At 71.9% G+C, this 21,637-nt stretch carries 14 protein-coding genes and 1 pseudogene; 13 read left to right on the top strand and 2 right to left on the bottom strand.

The window, feature by feature from the left end:
• The first annotated feature begins 39 nt into the window (after positions 1-39).
• Entirely contained in the window at positions 40-1,515 is a 1,476-nt protein-coding gene (locus AB0K80_RS16585; RefSeq protein ID WP_365670036.1) for a DUF1996 domain-containing protein, read from the top strand.
• A 180-nt stretch (positions 1,516-1,695) separates the two neighbouring features.
• A complete protein-coding gene (locus AB0K80_RS16580) occupies positions 1,696-3,468 on the top strand; it encodes an ABC transporter ATP-binding protein (RefSeq protein ID WP_365670034.1) in 1,773 nt (590 codons plus the stop codon).
• 53 nt (positions 3,469-3,521) lie between these two features.
• Here AB0K80_RS16580 and AB0K80_RS16575 read toward each other — a convergent pair whose 3' ends face one another.
• On the bottom strand, positions 3,522-4,007 hold the full coding sequence (locus AB0K80_RS16575; RefSeq protein ID WP_365670032.1) for a carboxymuconolactone decarboxylase family protein: 486 nt from the start codon (positions 4,005-4,007) through the stop codon (positions 3,522-3,524).
• 191 nt (positions 4,008-4,198) lie between these two features.
• On the opposite strand from AB0K80_RS16575, the gene AB0K80_RS16570 reads away from it, so the two are divergent.
• A complete protein-coding gene (locus AB0K80_RS16570; protein ID WP_365670030.1) occupies positions 4,199-5,113 on the top strand; it encodes an RNA polymerase sigma-70 factor in 915 nt (304 codons plus the stop codon).
• Positions 5,114-5,169: 56 nt separating this feature from the next.
• Here the strand turns inward: AB0K80_RS16570 and AB0K80_RS16565 are convergent, their stop codons facing one another.
• Entirely contained in the window at positions 5,170-6,978 is a 1,809-nt protein-coding gene (locus tag AB0K80_RS16565; RefSeq protein ID WP_365670300.1) for a rhamnogalacturonan lyase, read from the bottom strand.
• Positions 6,979-7,557: 579 nt separating this feature from the next.
• On the opposite strand from AB0K80_RS16565, the gene AB0K80_RS16560 reads away from it, so the two are divergent.
• The 10 genes and pseudogenes from AB0K80_RS16560 (at position 7,558) to asnB (ending at position 21,620) form a co-directional block, all read left to right on the top strand.
• Positions 7,558-8,523, top strand: a complete 966-nt coding sequence (locus tag AB0K80_RS16560) for a dienelactone hydrolase family protein (protein WP_365670028.1) — start codon at positions 7,558-7,560, stop codon at positions 8,521-8,523.
• Between the two features lie 103 nt (positions 8,524-8,626).
• Positions 8,627-9,682, top strand: coding sequence for a glycosyl hydrolase 53 family protein (locus AB0K80_RS16555; protein ID WP_365670026.1), 1,056 nt, complete (start codon positions 8,627-8,629; stop codon positions 9,680-9,682).
• A 70-nt stretch (positions 9,683-9,752) separates the two neighbouring features.
• Positions 9,753-10,829 carry a rhamnogalacturonan acetylesterase gene (locus tag AB0K80_RS16550; RefSeq protein WP_365670024.1) on the top strand — a complete coding sequence of 359 codons (1,077 nt, stop codon included), beginning with the start codon at positions 9,753-9,755 and terminating at the stop codon, positions 10,827-10,829.
• Positions 10,830-10,865: 36 nt separating this feature from the next.
• Positions 10,866-11,882: a GDSL-type esterase/lipase family protein gene (locus tag AB0K80_RS16545; protein WP_365670022.1), complete on the top strand. Its 1,017-nt coding sequence runs from the start codon at positions 10,866-10,868 to the stop codon at positions 11,880-11,882.
• A 733-nt stretch (positions 11,883-12,615) separates the two neighbouring features.
• On the top strand, positions 12,616-14,097 hold the full coding sequence (locus tag AB0K80_RS16540; protein WP_365670297.1) for a sugar transferase: 1,482 nt from the start codon (positions 12,616-12,618) through the stop codon (positions 14,095-14,097).
• Positions 14,098-14,170: 73 nt separating this feature from the next.
• On the top strand, positions 14,171-15,496 hold the full coding sequence (locus AB0K80_RS16535; protein ID WP_365670020.1) for a nucleotide sugar dehydrogenase: 1,326 nt from the start codon (positions 14,171-14,173) through the stop codon (positions 15,494-15,496).
• Positions 15,486-16,747, top strand: a pseudogene (locus AB0K80_RS16530) (glycosyltransferase family 4 protein). The gene AB0K80_RS16535 and the pseudogene AB0K80_RS16530 overlap by 11 nt, the downstream one beginning before the upstream one ends.
• Positions 16,744-18,114 (top strand): Wzz/FepE/Etk N-terminal domain-containing protein, encoded by a 1,371-nt coding sequence (locus AB0K80_RS16525; protein WP_365670018.1) that lies wholly within the window; start codon positions 16,744-16,746, stop codon positions 18,112-18,114. Before AB0K80_RS16530 ends, AB0K80_RS16525 begins: the two are co-directional and overlap by 4 nt.
• On the top strand, positions 18,111-19,682 hold the full coding sequence (locus AB0K80_RS16520) for a Wzz/FepE/Etk N-terminal domain-containing protein (protein WP_365670016.1): 1,572 nt from the start codon (positions 18,111-18,113) through the stop codon (positions 19,680-19,682). The genes AB0K80_RS16525 and AB0K80_RS16520 overlap by 4 nt, the downstream gene beginning before the upstream one ends.
• A gap of 3 nt (positions 19,683-19,685) precedes the next feature.
• On the top strand, positions 19,686-21,620 hold the full coding sequence (asnB, locus tag AB0K80_RS16515; RefSeq protein ID WP_365670014.1) for an asparagine synthase (glutamine-hydrolyzing): 1,935 nt from the start codon (positions 19,686-19,688) through the stop codon (positions 21,618-21,620).
• The last annotated feature ends 17 nt before the right edge of the window (positions 21,621-21,637 follow it).

Raw genomic sequence — 21,637 nt, 5'->3', positions numbered from 1 at the left:
GAAGCCCCAGCGGCTCCGCAAGATGCTCTGAGAGGCCTGATGAGACGCAACACGCGGAAGAGATCAAAAACCACCCGCCGGATGGTGGGCGCGGTGGCCGCACTGGCCGTGGGAGCCGGCGGACTGGTCGCGGCCAACATCTACGCCTCGGCCGACGAGACCAGCGCGCCGAACGGAACCCAGAACCAGGCTCAGGCGGCCTCCTCCACCATCGACTGCCCGGACGTGGGCCAGAAACTGACGAACGTTCCGGCGCAGGCCCGCACCCAGGTCGACCGGGAACTGGCGCTGCTCGACAAGCAGGTGGCCGAGGCCTACCAGCGCCTGGCCTCCTCCCAGCGGGCGATCCAGCAGGACCCCGGCTTCGCGCAGAACGCGATCGTCAACCCGCTGAAGGACAAGCGGCAGGCGACGATCGACCGGATCGCCATCGCCATCGGCCGGGTGTCCGCCAGACCGCAGGGACTCGAGGCCCTGGCGCCCTGTACCCTGCGCTCCACCGGCAACCAGACCACCGCCGGTCAGGCCGGCGGCGGCAACCAGGGCGGCAACCAGGGCGGCAACCAGGGCGCCGGCAACGGCAACGCCGGTCAGGCCGGCAACGGCCCCGTCGCCGCCGACTTCGTGGACATCACCAAGGTCCGCCCCAACGTGCGCGCCCCGCGCAAGGCGAGGACCGCCTCCACCGGCGTCTTCACCACCCGGTGCGGCGTCAACGCCAACAAGCTGTACAACTCCGACAACGTCATCGTCGCGCCCGGCGTCACCAACGGCGCACACCACATGCACGACTACGTCGGCAACCAGGCCAACAACGCCTTCGCCAGCGACCAGACCCTGGCGGCCGGCAAGACCAGTTGCCGCAACCAGGGCGACAAGTCGACCTACTACTGGCCCGTGCTGCGGCTGCGCGACGGCACCAAGGAGTTCGACGCGGACAAGCTGGGCGGCGGCGCCGAGGGCAACACCGGCCGGATCCTGACCGCGAAGGCCGCCACGCTGAACTTCGTGGGCAGCCCGCGCGGCAAGGTCGTGGCGATGCCGAAGTTCCTGCGCATCATCACCGGTGACGCCAAGGCGTTCACCAACGGCACGGCCAACGCCAACGCCTCCTGGAGCTGCACCGGCTTCGAGAACAAGGTGCAGCTGAAGGACAAGTACCCGCTCTGCCCGTCCGGCAGCGACGTGGTGCGCACCTTCAAGTTCCAGAGCTGCTGGGACGGCCGGAACGTCGACAGCGCCAACCACCGCACGCACGTGGCCTTCGCCGACGCGAGCGGCAGGTGCCCGAGCGGCTTCAAGGCCATTCCGCAGCTGGTGCAGCGCCTGGTGTACGACGTGGACGCGCCCAGCCTGAAGGACAACGGCAAGACCCGTCCGTTCTTCGCCCTGGACGGCTTCCCCGAGCAGGCGCACAAGCCGGTCACCGACCACGGTGACTTCATCAACGTGTTCGACGCACGGCTGATGAACAAGATGGTGCAGTGCATCAACACCGGACGCAGGTGCAGCTGAAGCTGACGGTCCGTGGGGTGGGCGTCGTACGTACGGCGCCCACCCCCGCGTGACATGCGCTGAAAAACGCTTGGACGGCGCGGTTGCCGTCACGGGACACTGCGATTCCTCTCGGACCAGAAAAACAGGGTTGGGATGGAATCGCCTGAATTTCGCAAACGCGTGCGAGGCAAGGGCTCCGTGCTCCTCGCACTCCGCTACTACGGCCGCGAGCTGGCCCGGCTCCGGCGTTTCACCGTGCCCGCGCTGCTCCTCCCCGCGCTGGGCAACATCGGCATCTACTACCTCGCGCCCCTGGTCGTCGCCAAGCTCGCCGGCCGGATCGCCGACGACCCGCGCGGCGGACTCGACGCGGCGCTGCCCTACGTCCTCGGCCTCGTCGGTGTCCTGCTGCTCGCGGAGACGCTGTGGCGCATCGGCATCCACTGCCTGAACCGGCTCGACGCCCTCGGTATCGAGCACCTCTACGTCATCGGCATGGACGAACTGTTCGCCAAGGACGCCGCCTTCTTCCACGACAACTTCGCCGGGTCGCTGACCAAGCGGGTGCTGAGCTTCGCCTCCCGCTTCGAGAACTTCGTCGACACCCTGGCCTTCCAGATCACCGGCAACCTCGTACCGCTGCTGTTCGGCGCGGTGGTGCTGTGGCGCTACGAGCCGCTGCTCGTGGTCGTACTCCTGGTGATGATCACGCTGACGGCGCTGTGCGTGGCGCCCCTCATCCGGCGCCGCCAGGCGCTCGTCGACCAGCGCGAGGAGGCCATCGCCCGGGTCTCGGGCCATGTCGCGGACAGCCTGATGAACATGGACACGGTCCGGGCGTTCGCCGCCGAGGACCGCGAGGCCGCCGAACACCGCTCCCGCGTCGCCCACTCGCGGCGGCTGACCCTGCGGTCGTGGGACTACGGCAACCTGCGCATCGACACGCTGATCGCGCCGCTGTCCGTGCTGACCAACGCGCTCGGCCTGCTCCTCGCGGTCACCCTCGCCGCCGGCGGGCACGGCGTGGAGGCGGTCGTGGTGGCCTTCACGTACTTCACCAACGCGACCCGGATCATGTACGAGTTCAACCAGATCTACCGCCGCGTGGAAAGCTCGATGACGGAGGCCGCGCAGTTCACCGAGCTGCTGCTGACACCGCCCACCGTGCTCGACCCGCCCGTGCCGGAGCCTCCGCCCGCCCGGCCCCCCGACATCCGCTTCGAGCGGGTCACCTTCGCCCACGCGGGCGGCGAACCGCTGTTCGAGGGACTCGACCTGGCCGTGCCCAGCGGGACCAAGGTCGGTCTCGTCGGCCGGTCCGGCGGCGGCAAGACCACGCTCTCCCGGCTGCTGCTGCGGATGACGGACGTCGACTCCGGCCGGATCCTCGTCGCGGGCCAGGACATCAGCCGGATGCGCCAGGCGGACCTGCGCGCACTGATCGCCTACGTGCCGCAGGAACCGGCCATGTTCCACCGCACCCTGCGGGAGAACATCGCCTTCGCCCGCCCGGACGCCACCGAGGCCGAGATCCGCAGCGCGGCCGAGGCGGCGCACGTCACCGAGTTCGCCGACGCCCTGCCGGACGGCTTCGACACCCTGGTCGGTGAACGCGGCGTCAAACTGTCCGGCGGACAGCGCCAGCGGGTCGCCCTCGCCCGGGCCATCCTGCGGGACGCGCCGATCCTGCTGCTCGACGAGGCGACCAGTGCCCTGGACTCCGAGAGCGAGATCCTCGTCCAGGACGCGCTGTGGCGGCTCATGGAAGGCCGGACGGCGATCGTGGTGGCGCACCGGCTGAGCACGGTCGCCTCCATGGACCGGCTCGTCGTCCTCGACCGCGGACGCGTCATCGAGCAGGGCACCCACGAGGAACTCCTCGCCGCGGACGGCGCCTACGCCAAGCTGTGGCAGCACCAGTCGGGCGGCTTCCTCGACGACGACAGCCCGGCGCGGGTGGAGATGCGCTGAGACGCGGGTCCGGCCCGGATCACCCGACCGGGCCGGACCCGCGCGTGCGCCGATCAGTCGAACGCGGCGGCGAACATTCCGGGCTCGTACGCACCGCCCCGCTGATGCGTGATCACGGCCAGCCGGTTGGCCGCGTTGATCAGGGCCACCAGGCAGACCAGCGCGGCGACCTGGTCGTCGTCGTAGTGCTTGCGCACCTCGGACCAGGTCTCGTCGCAGACGCCCGGGTGGGCGTCGGCGAGGCGGGTGCCCTCCTCGGTGAGCGCCAGCGCGGCCCGCTCGGCCTCCGTGAACACGGTGGACTCGCGCCAGGCCGCGACCAGATGGAGCCGGACCGCGCTCTCACCGGCGGCCGCCGCCTCCTTGGTGTGCATGTCGATGCAGTGACCGCAGCCGTTGATCTGGCTGGCCCGCAGCGACACCAGCTCCTGGGTGGACCTCGGCAGCGACGACTGATGGATCAGCAGGCCGGCACCGGCGAACCGCTTGGCGAACCGGGCGGCGAACTCGTTGTCGAACAGGTGGAAGCGGGCGTCCATGACCTCGTCCTCACTCGTTGGCGCACTGACGCCCACAAGATGCCGGTGGCGTGCTCCGTGTGACAGGTCCGCCCTGTGACGTACGACACCGCTCACGGGTGTCACAAAGGCGCCGCGAACGGCGTCCTGTGCGCGTGACATCGTCGACAGCCGACAGGCGGGAGCAGCCGGTGCGAAGCGAGCACGGGGCAGTGGACAGGACCGGACGGCCGGACGGCGGCGCACCCGCGGACCCGGCCACCGAGGCGTTCGTCGCCCACCGCAATCTGCTGTTCACCATCGCCTACGAACTGCTCGGCTCCGCCGCCGACGCGGAGGACGTCCTGCAGGAGACCTGGCTGCGCTGGGCGGGCGTCGACCTCGGCACGGTGCGGGACCGGCGGGCGTACCTGGTGCGGATCACCACCCGCCAGGCCCTGAGCCGGCTGCGCGCGCTCGGCCGCCGCAAGGAGTCCTATGTCGGGCCCTGGCTGCCCGAGCCGCTGCTGACCTCCCCCGACGTGGCCGAGGACGTCGAGCTGGCCGACAGCGTCTCGATGGCGATGCTGCTGGTGCTGGAGACACTCGCCCCGACCGAGCGGGCGGTGTTCGTGCTGCGCGAGGTGTTCGACCTCGCGTACGACGAGATCGCCGAAGCCGTCGGCAAGAGCCCGGCCGGGGTGCGCCAGATCGCGCACCGGGCCCGCGTCCATGTCGCGGCGCGCCGACCGCGCGGGACGGTGTCACCGAGCGAGACCCGGGCCGCGCTGGAGGCGTTCCGGCGGGCCGTCGAAACGGGCGATGTGCAGGGCCTGCTCGACGTCCTCGCGCCGGAGGTCGTCCTTCTCGGTGACGGCGGCGGCGTCAGACAGGCCGTCCTGCGGCCCGTCACCGGCGCCGACAAGGTCGCCCGTCTGCTGGTCGGCGGGCTCGGCAGGGCCGCGGGCGCGGTGTCGCTGCGGCCGGCGCACGTCAACGGCCATCCGGCGCTGGTCTTCCGGCTGGACGGCGCCCTCGACACCGTGGTGTCGGTGCGCGTCGACGACGGCCTCATCACCGGGCTCTACGCGGTGCGCAACCCCGAGAAACTGTCCCGCATGGGGCAGGAGACCGCCCTGCGCCGCTGACCCCCGGCCCTCTCGGGGCTCGGCGGCCGGCGCGCGGGCAGGGCGGTCGCCGGGCCTCAGGGGGTGTAGACGCCCGGGCGGGGCGGCGTCGTCATCCCGTTGCCGAGGAAGAAGCTCGGGTGCGGCGGCTGGTTGTAGGCGGTGTTCTGCCACGCCAGCGCCGTGCGGTACTGGGTGTCGTGGAGCAGGGTCGTGATGCGGGTACTGGTCTGGTGGGGTGTGGAGTAGATCCGCAGCGCCCGGTTGTCGCTGGTCCGCCAGATGACCTCCTCCCGCCAGTCGCCCAGGATGTCACCCGACAGCGCGGGTGTGGACTTCGTGCCGTTGTTGGAGGAGACCCCGGAGCCGGTCAGCAGCCGGGTGTCGCCGGACGTGCCGTACTTGTCGATCCGGGTGCCGTCGAGGAGTTCGCGGACCGTGTCACCGTCCCACCAGGACAGGAAGTTGACGCTGGACGGCTCCCGGCCGAGGGAGGCGCCGGTGGCCGAGCGCAGCGTGGTGTCGGAGGCCGACCATGCCTCGGCGCCCGGGCTGCCGGCGTAGATGTCGGCGGCGACACCCCGGCCGTTGTCGGAGCCCGACGCCGTCTGCCACAGGACCTGGCCGGTGCGCGCGTCCGCCATCCAGGACCCCGGCTTGCTGGAGTCCTCCGAGACCTTGAAGTACTCCAGGCCCGGGCGGGACGGGTTGAGGTCGCCGAGGTGGGCTGCGTCACCGTGGCCCAGTCTGGTGTTCCACAGCCCGGTGCCGTTGTCGTCGACGGTCATCGCGCCGTACACGATCTCGTCCCTGCCGTCGGCGTCGACGTCGGCCACCGACAGGCTGTGGTTGCCCTGACCGGCGTAGCCGCTGTTGGCGTTGGAGTCGAAGGTCCAGCGGCGGGTGAACCGGCCGTCTCGCCAGTCCCAGGCCGCGATCACCGTACGGGTGTAGTAGCCGCGCGCCATGATCAGTGACGGGCGGGCGCCGTCCAGGTACGCGGTGCCCGCGAGGAAGCGGTCCACGCGGTTGCCGTAGGAGTCGCCCCACGACGACACGGTGCCGCGGGCCGGGACGTAGTCCACGGTCTGCATGGCCTTGCCGGTCTGCCCGTTGAACATGGTCAGGTACTCGGGACCGGACAGGACGTAGCCGCTGGAGTTGCGGTGGTCGGCCGACGCGCTGCCGATCACCGCGCCGGTGCCGTCCCTGGTGCCGTCGGCGGTCTTCATGGCGACCTCGGCCTTGCCGTCGCCGTCGTAGTCGTACACCTGGAACTGCGTGTAGTGCGCCCCGGAGCGGATGTTGCGGCCCAGGTCGATGCGCCAGAGCCGGGTGCCGTCCAGCTTGATGCCGTCGACGATCGTGTTGCCGGTGTACCCGGACTGGGAGTTGTCCTTGGCGTTGGTGGGCTGCCACTTCAGGACCAGGTCGAGCCTGCCGTCGCCGTCCAGGTCGCCCACGGAGGCGTCGTTGGCCTCGTAGGTGTAGGCCACCCCGTCCGGGGTGGTGCCCCCGGCCGGCGGGCTGATCGGCACGTCCAGGTACCCGGAGCGGAACTGCAGCGCGCGCTCGGAGGCGGGCTGCTCCGTGCCGTTCACCACCGCCCGCACCGTGTACTCGGCCGAGTCGGCGGCCCCGGCGTCGAAGTAGCTGGTCGAGGTGGTGAGGGGGGAGGAGTTGAGCTTGGTGGTGCCGCGGTAGACGTTGAACGCCACGTCGTTGGGGTCGGTGGCCAGCCACCGCCATGACACCAGGTTGCCGCTGCTGGTGTGGACGCTGGTCAGGCCCCGGTCGAGACGCTCCACCTGCCGCGCGGTCGCGGCCTGCGCCGTCTGCGGCAGTCCGGTGAGCGCGGCGACGGCCAGCGTGGCGGCGGCCGTCATGCCGCCGAGCAGCCGGCTCCTCGGCCGGCTCGTCGATCTCCTGAAGCGCGGCGCCGTGCGGGGGCGCCCGTGTGCGTCGGTCATGACGACCTCCGATGCGTGGGGGGTGCGAGTGACCGCGTGTCGCCGTGGGGGCGGAGTGCGGATGACGGTTCACTCGGATCGGTGTGGGAACGCTCCCACCCGGTGGAGCGTAAGAAGGAGCTGATGCCTCGTCAAGGATTCTGTCGCACCTGGCTGTTCGCCCTTGTTCGGATTCGTGAGTTCAGGCCGTGCCGACTGATTGACAGTCAGCAGTTGACCCGTTGAAACTGCGTGATGCGCCTCATGGCCGCCTCGGGAACGATCCCAGCCGGCTGAGCACCGAAGCGCGAGCCGGGTCGGGTCGGCTCGCGGCTGTTCACGCGTCACCTCGCCCCGATCCGGGAGCGTTCACAGAACGGGCCGGCGCACGCTCGACCGCGTCCGGTCCGCAAGCGTGGGGATGCGGCTCGACCAGGGCCGGGACGGCGCTCCCCTTGGCCGCACCCCCGCATCAGGCACTGTCGGGTCGGTAGTCGTGCCGAAGGAGGTTCACCCATGCCAGTTGCACCTGTGCGGCCCCGGGCACCGGGGATCGGCAGCACCGCCCGGTCGGGGCGGGGGCTGCCGGGCAGGCCGGGGCGGTGGATCGTCGCCGTGGTCGCGGTCGTCCTCGGGATGGTCGTGGCCGCCGGGGCGGCGGTCCCGGCGTCGGCGGCCCGGGCTCCGGCGGCCGGCAACCCGTACCAGCGGGGCCCGGACCCGACGACGGCCAGTGTCGCGGCGACCCGGGGCACGTTCGCCACCGCGCAGCTGAGTGTGGCGCCGGGCAACGGCTTCCACGGCGGAACGATCTACTACCCGACCGACACCGGTCTCGGCAGGTGGGGCGCGGTCGCGATCGTGCCCGGCTACACCGCGCGGTTCGCCGACGAGGAGGCGTGGATGGGGCACTGGCTCGCCTCGTTCGGCTTCGTCGTCATCGGCGTCGAGACCAACAGCCGCACCGACTACGACACGGCCCGCGGTGCCCAACTGCTGGCCGCGCTGGACTACCTGACGCAGAAGAGCCCGGTACGGGACCGGGTCGACCCCCACCGCCTGTCGGTGGTCGGCCACTCCATGGGCGGTGGCGGAGCCCTGGTCGCGGCCGAGCGGCGGCCGTCGCTGAAGGCGGCCGTCGGCCTCACCCCGTTCAAGCCCTCCGGGAACCTGGCCAGGGTCCGGGTCCCGACCATGATCATGGGCGGTACCAGGGACACCACGGTCACCCCGTCCTACCTCGACGGCCTGTACCCCACCCTGCCGGCCACGACGGAGAGCGTCTACCTCCAGCTCAGCGGGGCGAACCACCTCTTCCCCACCAAGCCCGACACCCTGGAGATGCGCCTCCTGATCCCCTGGCTGAAGACCTGGGTGGACAACGACACCCGGTACACCAGGTTCCTGTGCCCCTCGCCGGCCGACCCCACCGGCATCGCCACGTACCGCAGCACATGCCCGTACACACCGACGAGCAGGTAGGGCCCCTGCCGCGCACCGGCCTGCCCCGAGGCTCCACCCCCCACAACCCCTGTCCGCCGCCCGCGGGTTCTCGCGCGTGGCCGGCGGGCGGAGAGGAGCGACCATGTCCGCGACCCACGCATCCGGTTCCGGGCGGATCAGCCGCCGGACCCTGCTGAAGGCCACCACCGCCACCGCCGGGGCGCTCGCCACCGCCGCCGCGCTCGCCGAACTGGAGACACCGGCCCACGCCGCCGCGGGCTTCGTCAAGGGCGTCGATATCAGCTGGGTGCCGCAGATGGAGGCGCGCGGCTACTCCTGGAAGAACGCCGGCGGGCAGACGCAGGACCTGCTGACCATCCTCAAGGGCTACGGCATCACCGCCGTCCGGCTGCGCACCTTCGTCAACCCCTCCAGCAGCCCGACCGACGGGCACTGCTCCATCAACGAGGTCGCCGCCTTCGCCAAGCGGGTCAAGGCCGCAGGAATGTCGATCATGCTCGACTACATGTTCGGCGACACGTGGAACTCGGTCGGGGTCCAGAACCCGCCCGCCGCCTGGAAGAACATGAGCTACAGCCAGATGCTCGGCGCGATGAGCACCTACGTCAACCAGACGATGACCGTCATGAAGAACAACGACGTGCTCCCCACCTGGGTCCAGATCGGCAACGAGATCAACAGCGGGATCTGCCGCCCCGTCGGCAGCGTCTCGAGCCCGGCCCAGATGACCGGGCTGCTGAACGCGGCCTACACCCAGGTCAAGGCGGTGTCGCCGAACTCCACGGTCTGCATCCACCTGGCCCAGCCGCAGAAGTACGACGTGATGACGACGTTCTTCAGCCGCTACGCGGCCAGCGGCGGCAAGTGGGACATGTCGGTGTTCTCCTCCTACGGCAGCGCCGACGTCGCCCCGGGGATCGTGGCGAACATGAAGCGGATCTCCGACGCCTACGGCAAACCCTTCCTGCAGAGCGAGTTCGGCGGCCGGGTGGACCGGGCCTCCTCCACCCAGGCCGCGCTGGTCGCCTACATCAGGGCCCTCAAGGCCAACGGAGGCCAGGGCATCTTCTACTGGGAACCGGAGTGCATGTCCCCGTTCACCGGCTACGCCATGGGTGCCTGGGACTCCGCCACCCGGCGGCCCACCTCCATCATGAACGGCTTCACCCAGGCCTGAGCGACGGGCCGCCGCCCTCACCCGCACCTCTTCGTGGTCAAGGATGGACTCCCTCATGGTTGTAATGCGCATGGCAAACAGGCGCCGGGGTGAGCATGGTGCCCGGCTTGCGACAGCCGCCCTGCTGACCCTCGCGGCGCTCGCCGCCACGGGCCCGGCCCATGCCCGTTCGGCGGCGCCGCAGGCCCTGCCCGCCGGCTGTTCCGGCACCTCGCCGATCACCTGTCACTACGCACTCGCGCCGGGGAACTACGACGTGACGGTCTCCGTCGGCGGTGCCGCGACCGGACAGACCGAGATGTGGGTGGAGGCCAGGCGGCTCATGCTTCCGGCCACGCGGACGGCGGCCGGTGCCGTCACCACATACTCGTTCACGGTCAACGTACGGCAGCCGGAGGGGCAGCCGACCGGGCAGGGCGGCACCGGAAACCCGGGCCTGGACATCCGGTTCACGGGATCGAGCCCGCAGGTCTCGGCGGTCTCGGTGAAACCCGCGTCCCAGCCGCTGGTCGCCTACCTGGCCGGCGACTCCACCGTGTGCGACCAGCCCGCCGCCCCGTACACCGGCTGGGGGCAGATGATCACCAGCGCGGTCCGTCCTGGCGCGTCCATCGCCAACTACGCCGACTCGGGGGAGAGTTCGGGGAGCTTCCTGAGCAACTCGGCGCTCTTTCCGGCGCTGCTGTCGAAGGTGAAGGCCAACGACCCGGTCTTCATCCAGTTCGGCCACAACGACAAGCAGACCAGCGCCTCGGCGTTCCGGAACAACCTCACCTCCATGATCACGCAGGTGCGCGCCAAGGGCGGCGTCCCCGTCCTGGTGACACCGCCGGTCCGGCGCCTGTTCGACGGCAGCCGGCTCACGTCCACGGCCCTGCACGTCAACGGCGTCGGCGTGAACCTGCCCGCCGAGGTGCGCGCGGTGGGAACGGCCCAGCGAGTGCCGGTGATCGACCTGACCGCCCGAAGCAAGGCCCTGGTCGAGTCCCTCGGCCCGTCCGCCTCCGCACAGCTCTTCCTGCGCTCCTCCGTGGACGGCGTCACGGACAACACCCACTTCTCGCAGTACGGCGCGGCCCAGATGGGCGGGCTGGTGCTGCAGAGCATCCGGGAACAGAACCTGCCCCTGGCCGCGTACCTGCGCTGACCGCGGCGCGATGGCGCCCGTCCCTGGGAGGGACCCATGCAGAAACGACGCACACTCCTCACGACCGCCCTGGTGATCGCCCTGTCGAGCCTCGGCGTCAGCGCGGCTTCCGCGGGCGGTGGTGCTGCGGTGGCCGGCAGTTCCTGGGCGGCCGGCAGGACTTCCGTGACCGGCAGTGCTTCGGCGACCGGTGCTGCTCTGGGGGCCGGCGGTGTTCCGGCGAGCGGTGCCGCCGTGCCGCAGTGCACCGGCGCCTCCCGCGCGCAGGCCCAGGCCGCACGAGCCCGGACCCCGGCCCCGCGCGCGCAGGCCCCGGCCTCCCGGGCGGCTGCCGCGCCGGTCACCGTGTGGCTGGCCGGTGACTCCACCATGGCCAACCCGGGCTCCGCCCCCTGCCCGGTCGGCTGGGGCAGTCAGTTCGACGCCCTGTTCAACAGCGACGTGACCGTCAGGAACCAAGCGGTGGGAGGCCGCAGCATCCAGACCTGGCTGTACGAGGGGAACGTGAGCGGCACCAAGGGCCCGGACGGTGAGTGCCGCCTGACGTCCACCACGTACTCGTCCCGCTGGCAGGCGATGCTGAACACGAGCACCGGGATGAAGGCGGGCGACTACCTCTTCATCCAGTTCGGCATCAACGACTCCTCCTCCACCTGCCCCCGGCACGTCGGCCCGGCCCGCTACCAGCAGCTGCTGACCATGATGGTCCAGGCCGCGCTGGCCCGGGGCGCGCACCCGGTGCTGCTGACCCCGGTGGCCGCGATCACCTGTTCCGGCAGCACGGCGACCAAGAACCGCGGTTTCGTCACGGAGACCTTCGCCGTCGGATCCGCCACCAAAGCGCCCGTCGTCGATCTGCAGTCGCTGAGCGTCTCGCTCTACAACAGCCTGCGTTTCTGCCCGCACAACGGCGACTTCGGCTCGGGCCCCGTGGGCGCCTTCTTCTGCAACGACCGCACCCACTTCGAGACCTACGGCGCCCAGCGGATCGCGGGGCTCGTCGCCGGCGACGTACGCCGGCAGAACCTCCCGCTCGCCGCCTACCTCAGGTAGCACCCGGGCCGGTGCGCGGCGGCGCACGCCCGGACCACGCCCCAGCGGCCTGATCACCCCGCCCGGAGCGTGTGATCCGGCCGCCGCATCGGCAGCCGATCACGGGGGGGACCGCCGGACGAACCGCGCAGGGCCTGCGTGTTCCCGTCCGGCGGTCCCCTCGAAGATCGGCTGGATCGCATCGCTTCGGCCGTCCGGCACCGGCCACCGCGGAACAGCACTCACCTTTCGGGCCCGGGACACCCCGGCGTGGCCGCTGCCCACCGCTCGCACCACTCGCGTCCGCACAGGTCACAAGGCCCCTCCTCGTCGCCGAGGCACCCGCGGGCGGTCAGCGACCCGTGACCCCTGCTTCAAATTTCGACCACAAATTGCACACATCCCTCTCTTCAGGCGGGCGTCGATGGTCTAGATTGACCATGCTTCACATGCGGGGACACGAGGCGACAAATGATGATCTATGGCTCCGAGGCTTCGGAAAGCCGGCAGTCGCGTCCCCGGCGCGAGGGGCGGGACAGGCACATCAGCTGCCCGCCAGGGTGCGGTGGGTTCTTCACATAGCTCTGGAACAGCCGGGATGCCCTGTCCGAGGGGGCGGGGACCTCCCGCGGGGAGGAAGAGCGCGGCACGGGAGGCGGGGGCCTCCCGGGCAACAGTGCCGGAGGCGGGGGCCTCCGGGGGCGAAACAGGGTGGGGCGAACACGCCTGACCACTGGGGACCTTGGGGGGTTCTGTGCGGCGAGGGGGACTTGCCAGCTCGTTTCCGCCTGCGGGCGGACCACTGGCGAACCGAGCGGTCAGCCGGCCCACGCTCGACTGGGAGCAGCGGTACCGCCATACCGTGATCACCACCGATACCGTGGCCACCGCCTTCGTGGTGGCGGCGATCGGCAACTTCTTCGGGGCCCGGGACGCGGCCAACTGGCACGAGAAGTGGGGCATTCTCGCCTTCGGCACCGAGCTGCTGGTGCTGGGCGCGCTCGCGGTGAGCCGGGCGTGGGCTCCGGCCGTGCTCGGCCAGGGCGCCGAGGAGTTCCGCCGGCTCGGACGTTCCCTGTTCATGGCGACCGTCGTCCTGGCGCTCGGTGGGATCGCCCTGACCTCGCGCAACATCAAGCTCTGGATCTTCGTCGCGATCCCCGCGATCGCCCTGGTCACCATGCCCGCGCGCTATCTGCTGCGCCTGTGGCTGCACAGACAGCGCAAGGAAGGACGGTGCCTGAGACCGGTGCTCGCCGCCGGGAGCGTGGACACCGTGCGCGACCTGATCACCCGCACCCGCAAGTTCCCGCACCTCGGCTGGCGGGTGGACGGGGTGTGCACGACGGACGGCCTCGGACTCGACGGTGAGCAGCAACTCGACGGAGTGCCGGTCGTCGGCCAGCTGGCGGACGTCGCCAAGCACGTGCGCCACGACGGCTACCGGGTCGTCGCGGTCACACCGGACCCGCACTGGTCACCGGACCGGCTCCAGCGGCTGGCCTGGAACCTCGAAGGCAGCGACGCCGAGATGGTCGTGGCCCCTGTCCTGATGGAGGTGGCCGGTCCGCGACTGCACGTCGACGCGGTGCTGGGGATACCGCTGCTGCGGGTCAGCATGCCGGCCTTCACCGGGGGCCGCCGGGCGGTCAAGGGGGTCGTCGACCGGGTGGGCGCGGCGCTCCTGCTGGTGCTGTTCGCGCCGCTGATGGTGCTCGTCGGGCTGCTCGTGGTGGTGGACAGCAGGGGCGGGGTGTTCTACCGCCAGCGCAGGGTCGGCAAGGACGGCCGTGAGTTCACCATCTACAAGTTCCGCACCATGGTCGCCGGGGCGCACGGGGCCCGCGCCCAGCTGGCCGACCGCAACGAGGGTGCGGGGCTGCTGTTCAAGCTCCGCCGGGATCCGCGGGTGACCCGGGTGGGAGCGGTGCTGCGCCGGTACTCGATCGACGAGCTCCCGCAGCTTTTCAACGTGCTCACCGGGTCCATGTCGCTCGTCGGCCCGCGGCCTCCGCTGCCGGAGGAGTGCGCCGCGTACGGCCCGGAGATCCGGCGACGGCTGCTGGTCAAGCCCGGACTCACCGGTTTGTGGCAGATCAGCGGACGCAGTGACCTCCCGTGGGAGGAGGCGGTCCGCCTCGACCTGCGGTACGTGGAGGACTGGTCGCTCGCCCTGGACACAGTGATCTTGTGGAAGACGCTGCGTGCGGTGCTCCACGGGCAGGGCGCCTACTGATGCGCCGGGACCGTCGTACGACCGGCGTGCGAACCGCAGGCCACAGGGGCCTGCCTGGGGGGAGGGACGGGCAATGAGGGTCAGCGTTTTCGGGCTCGGCTACGTGGGCTGCGTGTCGGCCGCGTGCCTGGCGAGCCTGGGGCACGAGGTCATCGGGGTGGACGTCAACCCGGTGAAGGTAGACCTGGTCAACGACGGCAAGGCCCCGGTGGTCGAGGAGCGGATCGGCGAGCTGATCGCCGAGGTCGTGCGCGGCGGAGCCCTGCGCGCCACCGGCGACGTCCGCGAGGCCGTCGAGAACAGCGAGGTGTCGCTGGTCTGCGTGGGCACGCCGTCGGAGCCCAACGGCAGCCTGTGCACCACGTACCTGGAGCGGGTCACCGAGCAGATCGGCGCCGCGCTGGCCGAGGGGGCCGGGCAGGGGCGACGGCACACCGTGGTGTTCCGCAGCACCATGCTCCCCGGCACCTGCCTGAACCTGCTGGTGCCACTCCTGGAGAAGCACGTCGGCGGCACCGCCGGGGTGGACTTCGGGGTCGCGGTCAACCCGGAGTTCCTGCGCGAGGGCACGAGCGTGCGGGACTTCTTCGACCCGCCCAAGACCGTCATCGGCGAACTCGACCCGGCCGGCGGCGACGCGGTGGCGGCGCTCTACGACGGCCTGCCCGGCGAGGTGTTCCGGGTGCCGGTGCCGACGGCGGAGGCGATCAAGTACGCGGACAACGCGTTCCACGGCCTCAAGATCGGCTTCGCGAACGAGCTGGGCGCCGTGTGCCGGGCGCTCGGGGTGGACTCCCACCAGGTGATGGACGTGTTCCTGGCCGACCGCAAACTGAACGTCAGCCCCGCCTACCTGCGGCCCGGCTTCGCCTTCGGCGGCTCCTGCCTGCCCAAGGACCTGCGCAGCCTGGTGCACGCGGCGCAGCGGGCCGACGTCTCGGTGCCCATCCTGGCCCATGTGCTGCCCTCCAACTCCGCCCATCTGCAACGCGCGGTGGAGCTGGTGGAGCGCACCGGCAAGCGCCGGGTGGGCCTGTTCGGGCTGTCGTTCAAACCCGGCACCGACGACCTCCGCGAGAGCCCGCTCGTCGAACTGGCGGAGCGGCTCTTCGGCAAGGGGTACGACCTGAAGATCCACGACGCCAACGTGAGCCTCTCCCGGCTGCTCGGCGCCAACCGCGAGTACATCGAAGACCGGTTGCCGCACCTCGCGCAGCTGCTCGCGGAGTCCGTCGACGAGGTGCTCGACCACGCCGAGGTGTGCCTGGTCGGCACCAGGGATCCCCATGTGCTGTCGGCGCTGCCCCACGGCGACGCCCCGCTGATCGTCGATCTCGTCCACCTTCCCGACGCCGAGACGCGCCGGACCGAACCGGGGTACATAGGCCTTGCTTGGTGACGCAACCAGCGGCGACCGGCCCGGCCGGCGCGCGCTGATCCTGGTGGAGAACCTGTCGGTGCCCTTCGACCGGCGGGTGTGGCAGGAGTGCACGACGCTGCGCGACGCGGGCTGGACGGTGCACGTCATCTGTCCCCAGGGCAGCAAACGGGACACGGAGCCGGAGGCGGAGATCGACGGGGTGCGGATCCACCGCTACCCGTTGCGCGCGGCCACCGGAGGACCGGCCGGCTACCTGCGGGAGTACGGATCGGCGCTGTGGCACACCGCCAGGCTCGCCCGCACGGTCGGCCCCGTGGACGTGGTCCACGCCTGCAACCCGCCCGACCTGCTGTTCCTGCCCGCGCTGTGGCTCAAGCGGCGCGGCGCGCGGTTCGTCTTCGACCAGCACGACCTGGTGCCCGAGCTGTACCTCTCCCGGTTCGGCCGCGGTAAGGACCTGCTCTACCGCGCCGTGTGCGCGCTGGAACGGCGGACCTACCGGGCCGCGGACATCGTGCTCGCCACGAACGAGAGCTACCGGGACGTCGCCATACGCCGGGGCGGCCGGCGGCCGCAGGACGTGTTCGTGGTGCGCAGCGCACCCGCGACCGACCGGTTCCGGCCGGTGCCGCCCGAACCGGAGTTGAAGCGCGGCAAACCCCATCTGCTGTGCTACCTCGGCGTCATGGGCCCCCAGGACGGCGTCGACTACGCCCTGCGCGCCCTGGCGAAGCTGCGCGACGAGCTGGGGCGCACCGACTGGCACGCGGTGTTCGTCGGCTCCGGCGACGCCTTCGAGGCGATGGTGGAGCTGTCCCGGCAGCTCGGCCTCTCCGACCAGGTGCAGTTCACCGGGCGCATCCCGGACGCCGACCTGGTGCGCTACCTGTCCACGGCGGACGTGTGCCTGTCGCCCGACCCGCGCAATCCGCTCAACGACGTGTCGACCATGAACAAGGTCCTGGAGTACATGGCGATGGGCCGGCCCATCGTCTCCTTCGACCTGAAGGAGGCGCGCGTCTCCGCCGGCGATGCCGCCGTCTACGCGCCCGCCGACGACGAGGCCGCGTTCGCCGGGCTCGTCGCGTCGTTGCTGGACGATTCGGACAAGCGGGCCCGGATGGGCGCGATCGGCCAGGAGCGGATCAGCGGGCCGCTGTCCTGGCGGAACTCGCAAGCGTCGCTGCTCGCCGCCTACGCCGCTGCCTGCGGTGACCGCACCGCGGTGACGGGCGACCGGTCCGCACAGGGAAGAGGCAGCACCATTGAGCGATGAAACGATCCGCCTGCTCACGATCGGGCGGATTCTCCGACGGCGGTGGCGGCTTCTCGCCGTCCTCGCCGTGACGGGCGCACTCGCCGGCTACGGCGCCTCGGTGGTGCTGTTCCCGCCGCGGTACACCGCCTCGGCGTCGGTCCTGCTGCCGGGGCAGTGGGAGGAGCGCGAGCTGCTGACCCAGGTGGACGTCGCGACCAGTTCGGCGGTGGTCGACCGCGCGGCCGCCGCCCTCGACTGGTCCGGCGTCAGCGGCACCGAGCTGCGCGAGCGCGTCAGCGCCAAGGCCGCCGACGGCAACATCATCACCCTCTCGGGCACGGCAGAGACCCCGGAGCGCGCCCAGCAGCTCTCCGACCGGCTGGCCGAACAGTTCGTCGGGTTCGCGGCGCGGATCGCGGGCGGCGGCACCGACGCGGGAGCCGCCACGCGAGCCGAGGCGCTGCGGCAGAAGGTGGAGGACACCAACCGCCGTATCACCGACCTGGCCAAGGCGGCCGACCCGGGGCGGACCGTGGAGAGCGTGCAGGCCCGCACCTCGCTGGAGCACCTGCGCACCTCGCTGGAGGAGGCCATGAAGAAGCTGGACGAGGCCGACCCGGCGAGCGACAGGGCCGGCATGGTCGTCATGGGCCCGGCCGCCCGGCCGACCGGCGAGGCGCCCCCGACGAGGGTGCAGCTCGTTGCCGCCGGGGCGCTGCTGTTCTTCCTGCTCGGGGTCGCCGGCCATCTCGTCGCCGCGCGGACGGACCGCCGGCTGCGCACCGAAGCGGAGATCGCCGCGGCGCTCGGCTCGCCGCTCCTCGGCACCGTGGACGTGCCCGCTGAACGCCACGCGCACCGGCCGCAAGGCGCGGGTGCACGCGCCAGGTTCCGCCGCCTTCTCGGCCTCGACACCCGGTGGAACGTACCGGTTGCGCACAAGTCCGGCGACGAGACCGGCAGACGGCTCCGCCACCGGCGGGTGTGCGGGCGACTGAGGGACCGGCTGCCGGGCGCCCGGCGGCTGCTGGCCGTCGTACCCGACGGCGACGAGATCGCCCGCCGGGCCGCGGGGCAGCTCGCCGCCGAGGCCGGGAACGGCCCGCAGCTGCGGGTGGTGGAGGTCGCGGTGGAGCGGCCGCTGGTGCCGGACCGCGACACCGAGTCCGGTGCCCTGGTGGTCGTCAGCGCGGGCAGCTGGACCGCTCAGGAGCTCGCCGCCGTCGCCGAGGCGTGCGCGGACGGCGGGCACGAGGTCGTCGGCGTCGTCGTCGCCGGCCTGGTCCAGGCCCGTCCCACGCGGTCCGCCGGCCGGATTCCGGACGACGCCACGCTGACGCTCGCGGTGCCCGGCCACGCGAGGGGAGGTTCGGCGTGACGACGACCACGACGACCACGACGCCGCAGGCGCCGGCCGACGCTGGGCTCCTCGACCTGCAGGCGCTGGTGGCGGCGGTGCGCAGACGCCGCCGCCTGTGGGGCGGCCTGGCACTCCTCGGCCTGCTGGCCGGCGTGGCGGTGGCGGTGCTGCTGCCGCCGCCGCCGAGCGCGGTGGCCAAGGTGCTGGTGGCGCACGAGCAGGACCAGCCGAACGACACCGGGACGCTGATCCGCACCGACGTCGCGGTGCTGCAGACCACCCGGGTCGCCGGCATGGCCCTGCGGGCCCTCGGCTCCCCAGAGAAGCCCGAGGACTTCCTGCGGGACTACCGGGGCACCGGCCTGACCAACAACGTGCTGCAGATCGACGTCACCGGCGACAGCGACGCGCAAGCGGTGGCCCGGGCCCAGGCGCTGGCCGACGCGTTCGTCACCGACCACGTCAGGCGCATGCGGGACACCGCGCGGGCCGAGGCCAAAGCCCTGCTCGACCAGCGCGACCGCATGCGCAAGGAGCTCGCCCAGGTCAACGAGGAGATCGGGGACCGGTCGCCGGACGACGACCCGGAGGCGGCGGCGAGCATCGAGTCGCTCTTCGCCCGCCGGGCCGAACTCAACTCCCGCATCGCCGACTTCGACCAGCGCGCCGCGGAGGCACGCACCGGCACGCCCGAGGTCGTCGCCGGTACGCAGATCGTGGACGCCCCGCGCGCGGTGCGGCACTCCCTGCCCAAGGCCGTCGCCACCGATGCCGCGATCGGACTCGTCCTCGGACTCGTGCTCGGGCTCGCGCTGGCCGCGGTCGGCACGGTGGTGGCGGACCGCCCCGTGCTGCGCCGGGACATCGCGGCGAACCTGGGCGCCTCCGTCATCGCGGAACTGCCCCGCACCGCCCTGACGACGCGCGGGCCGGGGCGGCGCCGGCGGACCCGGGTGGCACGCGAACGGCTCACCGCGACCCTCGCCCGGACCGTGCGCGGCTGCGCGGAACCGGTGTCGCTGCTGGAACTGGGCTGTGCGCGCACGACGAGCCAGATCGCCCTGGAGCTCGCCAGGGCCCTGGCGGCGGACGGGCCGGTGACCGTCATCGACGCCCTGCCCGGCCCGGAGCTCGCACACCGCCGCCCGCAGCCGGGAGACCCGCCCGTGGTCGGCGGCGAGCGGACCGTGGCCGTGGCGGCTCAGGAACGCCGGCTGGGGGTCGGTTCGGTGGCACCCGGCACCGCGTGGACCGACCTGCGGTACCTGGGCACCCGCACCGTGCTCGTCGTACGGGCCGGGCACGCCGGCGCCGCATGGCTGCACACCGTGGCGCGCCAGCTAGCGGACCAGCGCATACCGGTGATCGGTGTGGTGCTGATCGACCCCGACCCGCGGGACCGCACCGACGGCACGCTGTGGGACGGGCTGCACATCGCGCTGCGCGGCCACAGGGAGCGGACGGCCCGGCACAACGGTGGGGGCACCTCCCAGGCCGTTCAGGCAGTGGGGGAGGGCGCGCCGCGGGCGGAGCGGGTGCCGCTGTGGGCCGCACCGGTTGCGGACAACGACCAGGAGGTGCGGTAGGACATGTGTGGCATCGCGGGCACGTACCGATGGCCGGACGGGAAGGCCGTCACCGACCGGCTCACCGACACCCTCGCCCACCGCGGCCCGGACGGGGCGGGCCACTTCAGCCACCCCGTCGGCGACGGCGACGTACACCTCGGGCACCGCCGGCTCGCCATCATCGACCTGTCCGACACCGGCGCGCAGCCGATGGTCTCGGACGGCCTCGCCCTGACCTACAACGGCGAGCTGTACAACGCGCCCGAGCTGCGCGCCGAACTGGCGGCGGCCGGCGTGCGCTTCCGCGGCACCTCCGACACCGAGGTACTCCTGCAGGCCTGGCGGCGCTGGGGCACCGACTGCCTGCCCCGGCTGCGCGGCATGTTCGCGTTCGGCGTCTTCGACCAGCGCACCGGCGAACTGGTGCTGGTCCGCGACCAGTTGGGCATCAAACCGCTGTTCGTGCTGCGGCGCGGCGAGGGCCTGGTGTTCGCCTCCGAGCTCAAGGCGCTCGCCGCCGCGACCGGCGGACCGCTGGAGGTGGACCACGCGGCGCTGGTGGCCTCGCTGCTGTACTACTGGGTGCCGGACTCGCGGTGCGCGTTGCGCGAGGCGGAGAAACTGCCGCCGGGGAGCTGGCTGAGGTGCCGGCCCGACGGCCGGGTGGAGCGCGGCCGGTTCTGGCACCTGAAGGACGTCGCCGCGCAGGGCCGGGAGCGGGCCCGGGCCGGCGAGGGGCCGGACATCGCCGCCGTCGTCGAGGAGTCGACCCGGCGCCACCTGCTCTCCGACGTGCCCGTGGCGACCTTCCTCTCCGGCGGCCTCGACTCCAGCTACCTGACCGCGCTGGCGGCCCGTCACCAGCCCGGCATCTCCGCCTACACGATCGGATTCCGCGCCGAGGACGCCAGGTTCGAGGCGATGCCGGACGACCTGCGCTACGCCCGGCAGGTCGCCGAACGGTTCGGCGTCGACCTGCACGAGATCGAGATCGCCCCGGACGTGCTCGACCTGCTGCCGCGGATGACGTACCACCTGGACGAGCCGATCGGCGATCCCGCCGCGATCAACACGTACCTGATCTGTACGGCCGCCCGCGAGGCCGGGGTGAAGGTGATGCTCTCCGGGATGGGCGCCGACGAGCTGTTCGCCGGGTACCGCAAGCACCTGGCCAACCTGCTCGCGCTGCGCTACCAGCGCGTCCCGCGGCCCCTGCGGCGCGGCCTGTCCGCGGCCGTGGACCGGCTGCCCGTCGCCACGGCCCGCCGCGGCTACCGCTCGGTGCGCTTCGCCAAGCGGTTCCTCTCCTTCGCCGATCTGCCGGAGGAGACCGCGTTCCGGCGCAGCTACACCCTGTACGACCAGGACGAGCTGCTCGCCCTGATCGCCCCGGACCTGGCCCACACGGTCGACGACGTGCTGACCGAGCACGCGGACACCTACCAGGACAACGACCTCGACGACTTCGTCAACCGCATGTGCCTGGGCGACGCCCGGATGTTCCTGCCGGGCCTGAACCTCGCGTACACGGACCGCTCCAGCATGGCCGCGTCGACCGAGGTGCGGGTGCCGTACGTGGACGTCGAGGTGGTCGAGGCGGCGTTCGCCGTACCCGGCGACCGCAAGATCGTCGGACGGCAGGGCAAGGCCGTCCTGAAGGAGGCGGCCACCTCGGTCCTGCCCCGGGAGATCGTGTACCGGCCCAAGGGCCTGTTCAGCGCCCCGCTGCGCGCCTGGATGAGCCGGGATCTGGCGCCGCTGGTGCGCGAGGTGGTCAACGACGGAGAGCTCGTCCGCGCCGGGCTGCTGCGCCGGGACGCGCTGGCGCGGATGGTCGCCGAGGACGCCGCCGGGCAGCGGGACTTCTCCAAGCATCTGTGGCACGTGCTGACCCTCGAGTACTGGTACCGCGACGCGACCTCCCGGTCCGGCCAGAGCGCTCGGTTGACGGCTTAGGAATCTGAGGAGTTCGG

Origin of the sequence: Streptomyces sp. NPDC052682 (genome assembly GCF_040678435.1) — a bacterium.
In the GTDB taxonomy this organism is placed as follows: domain Bacteria; phylum Actinomycetota; class Actinomycetes; order Streptomycetales; family Streptomycetaceae; genus Streptomyces.
This window is presented reverse-complemented; position numbering and strand designations above follow the sequence as displayed.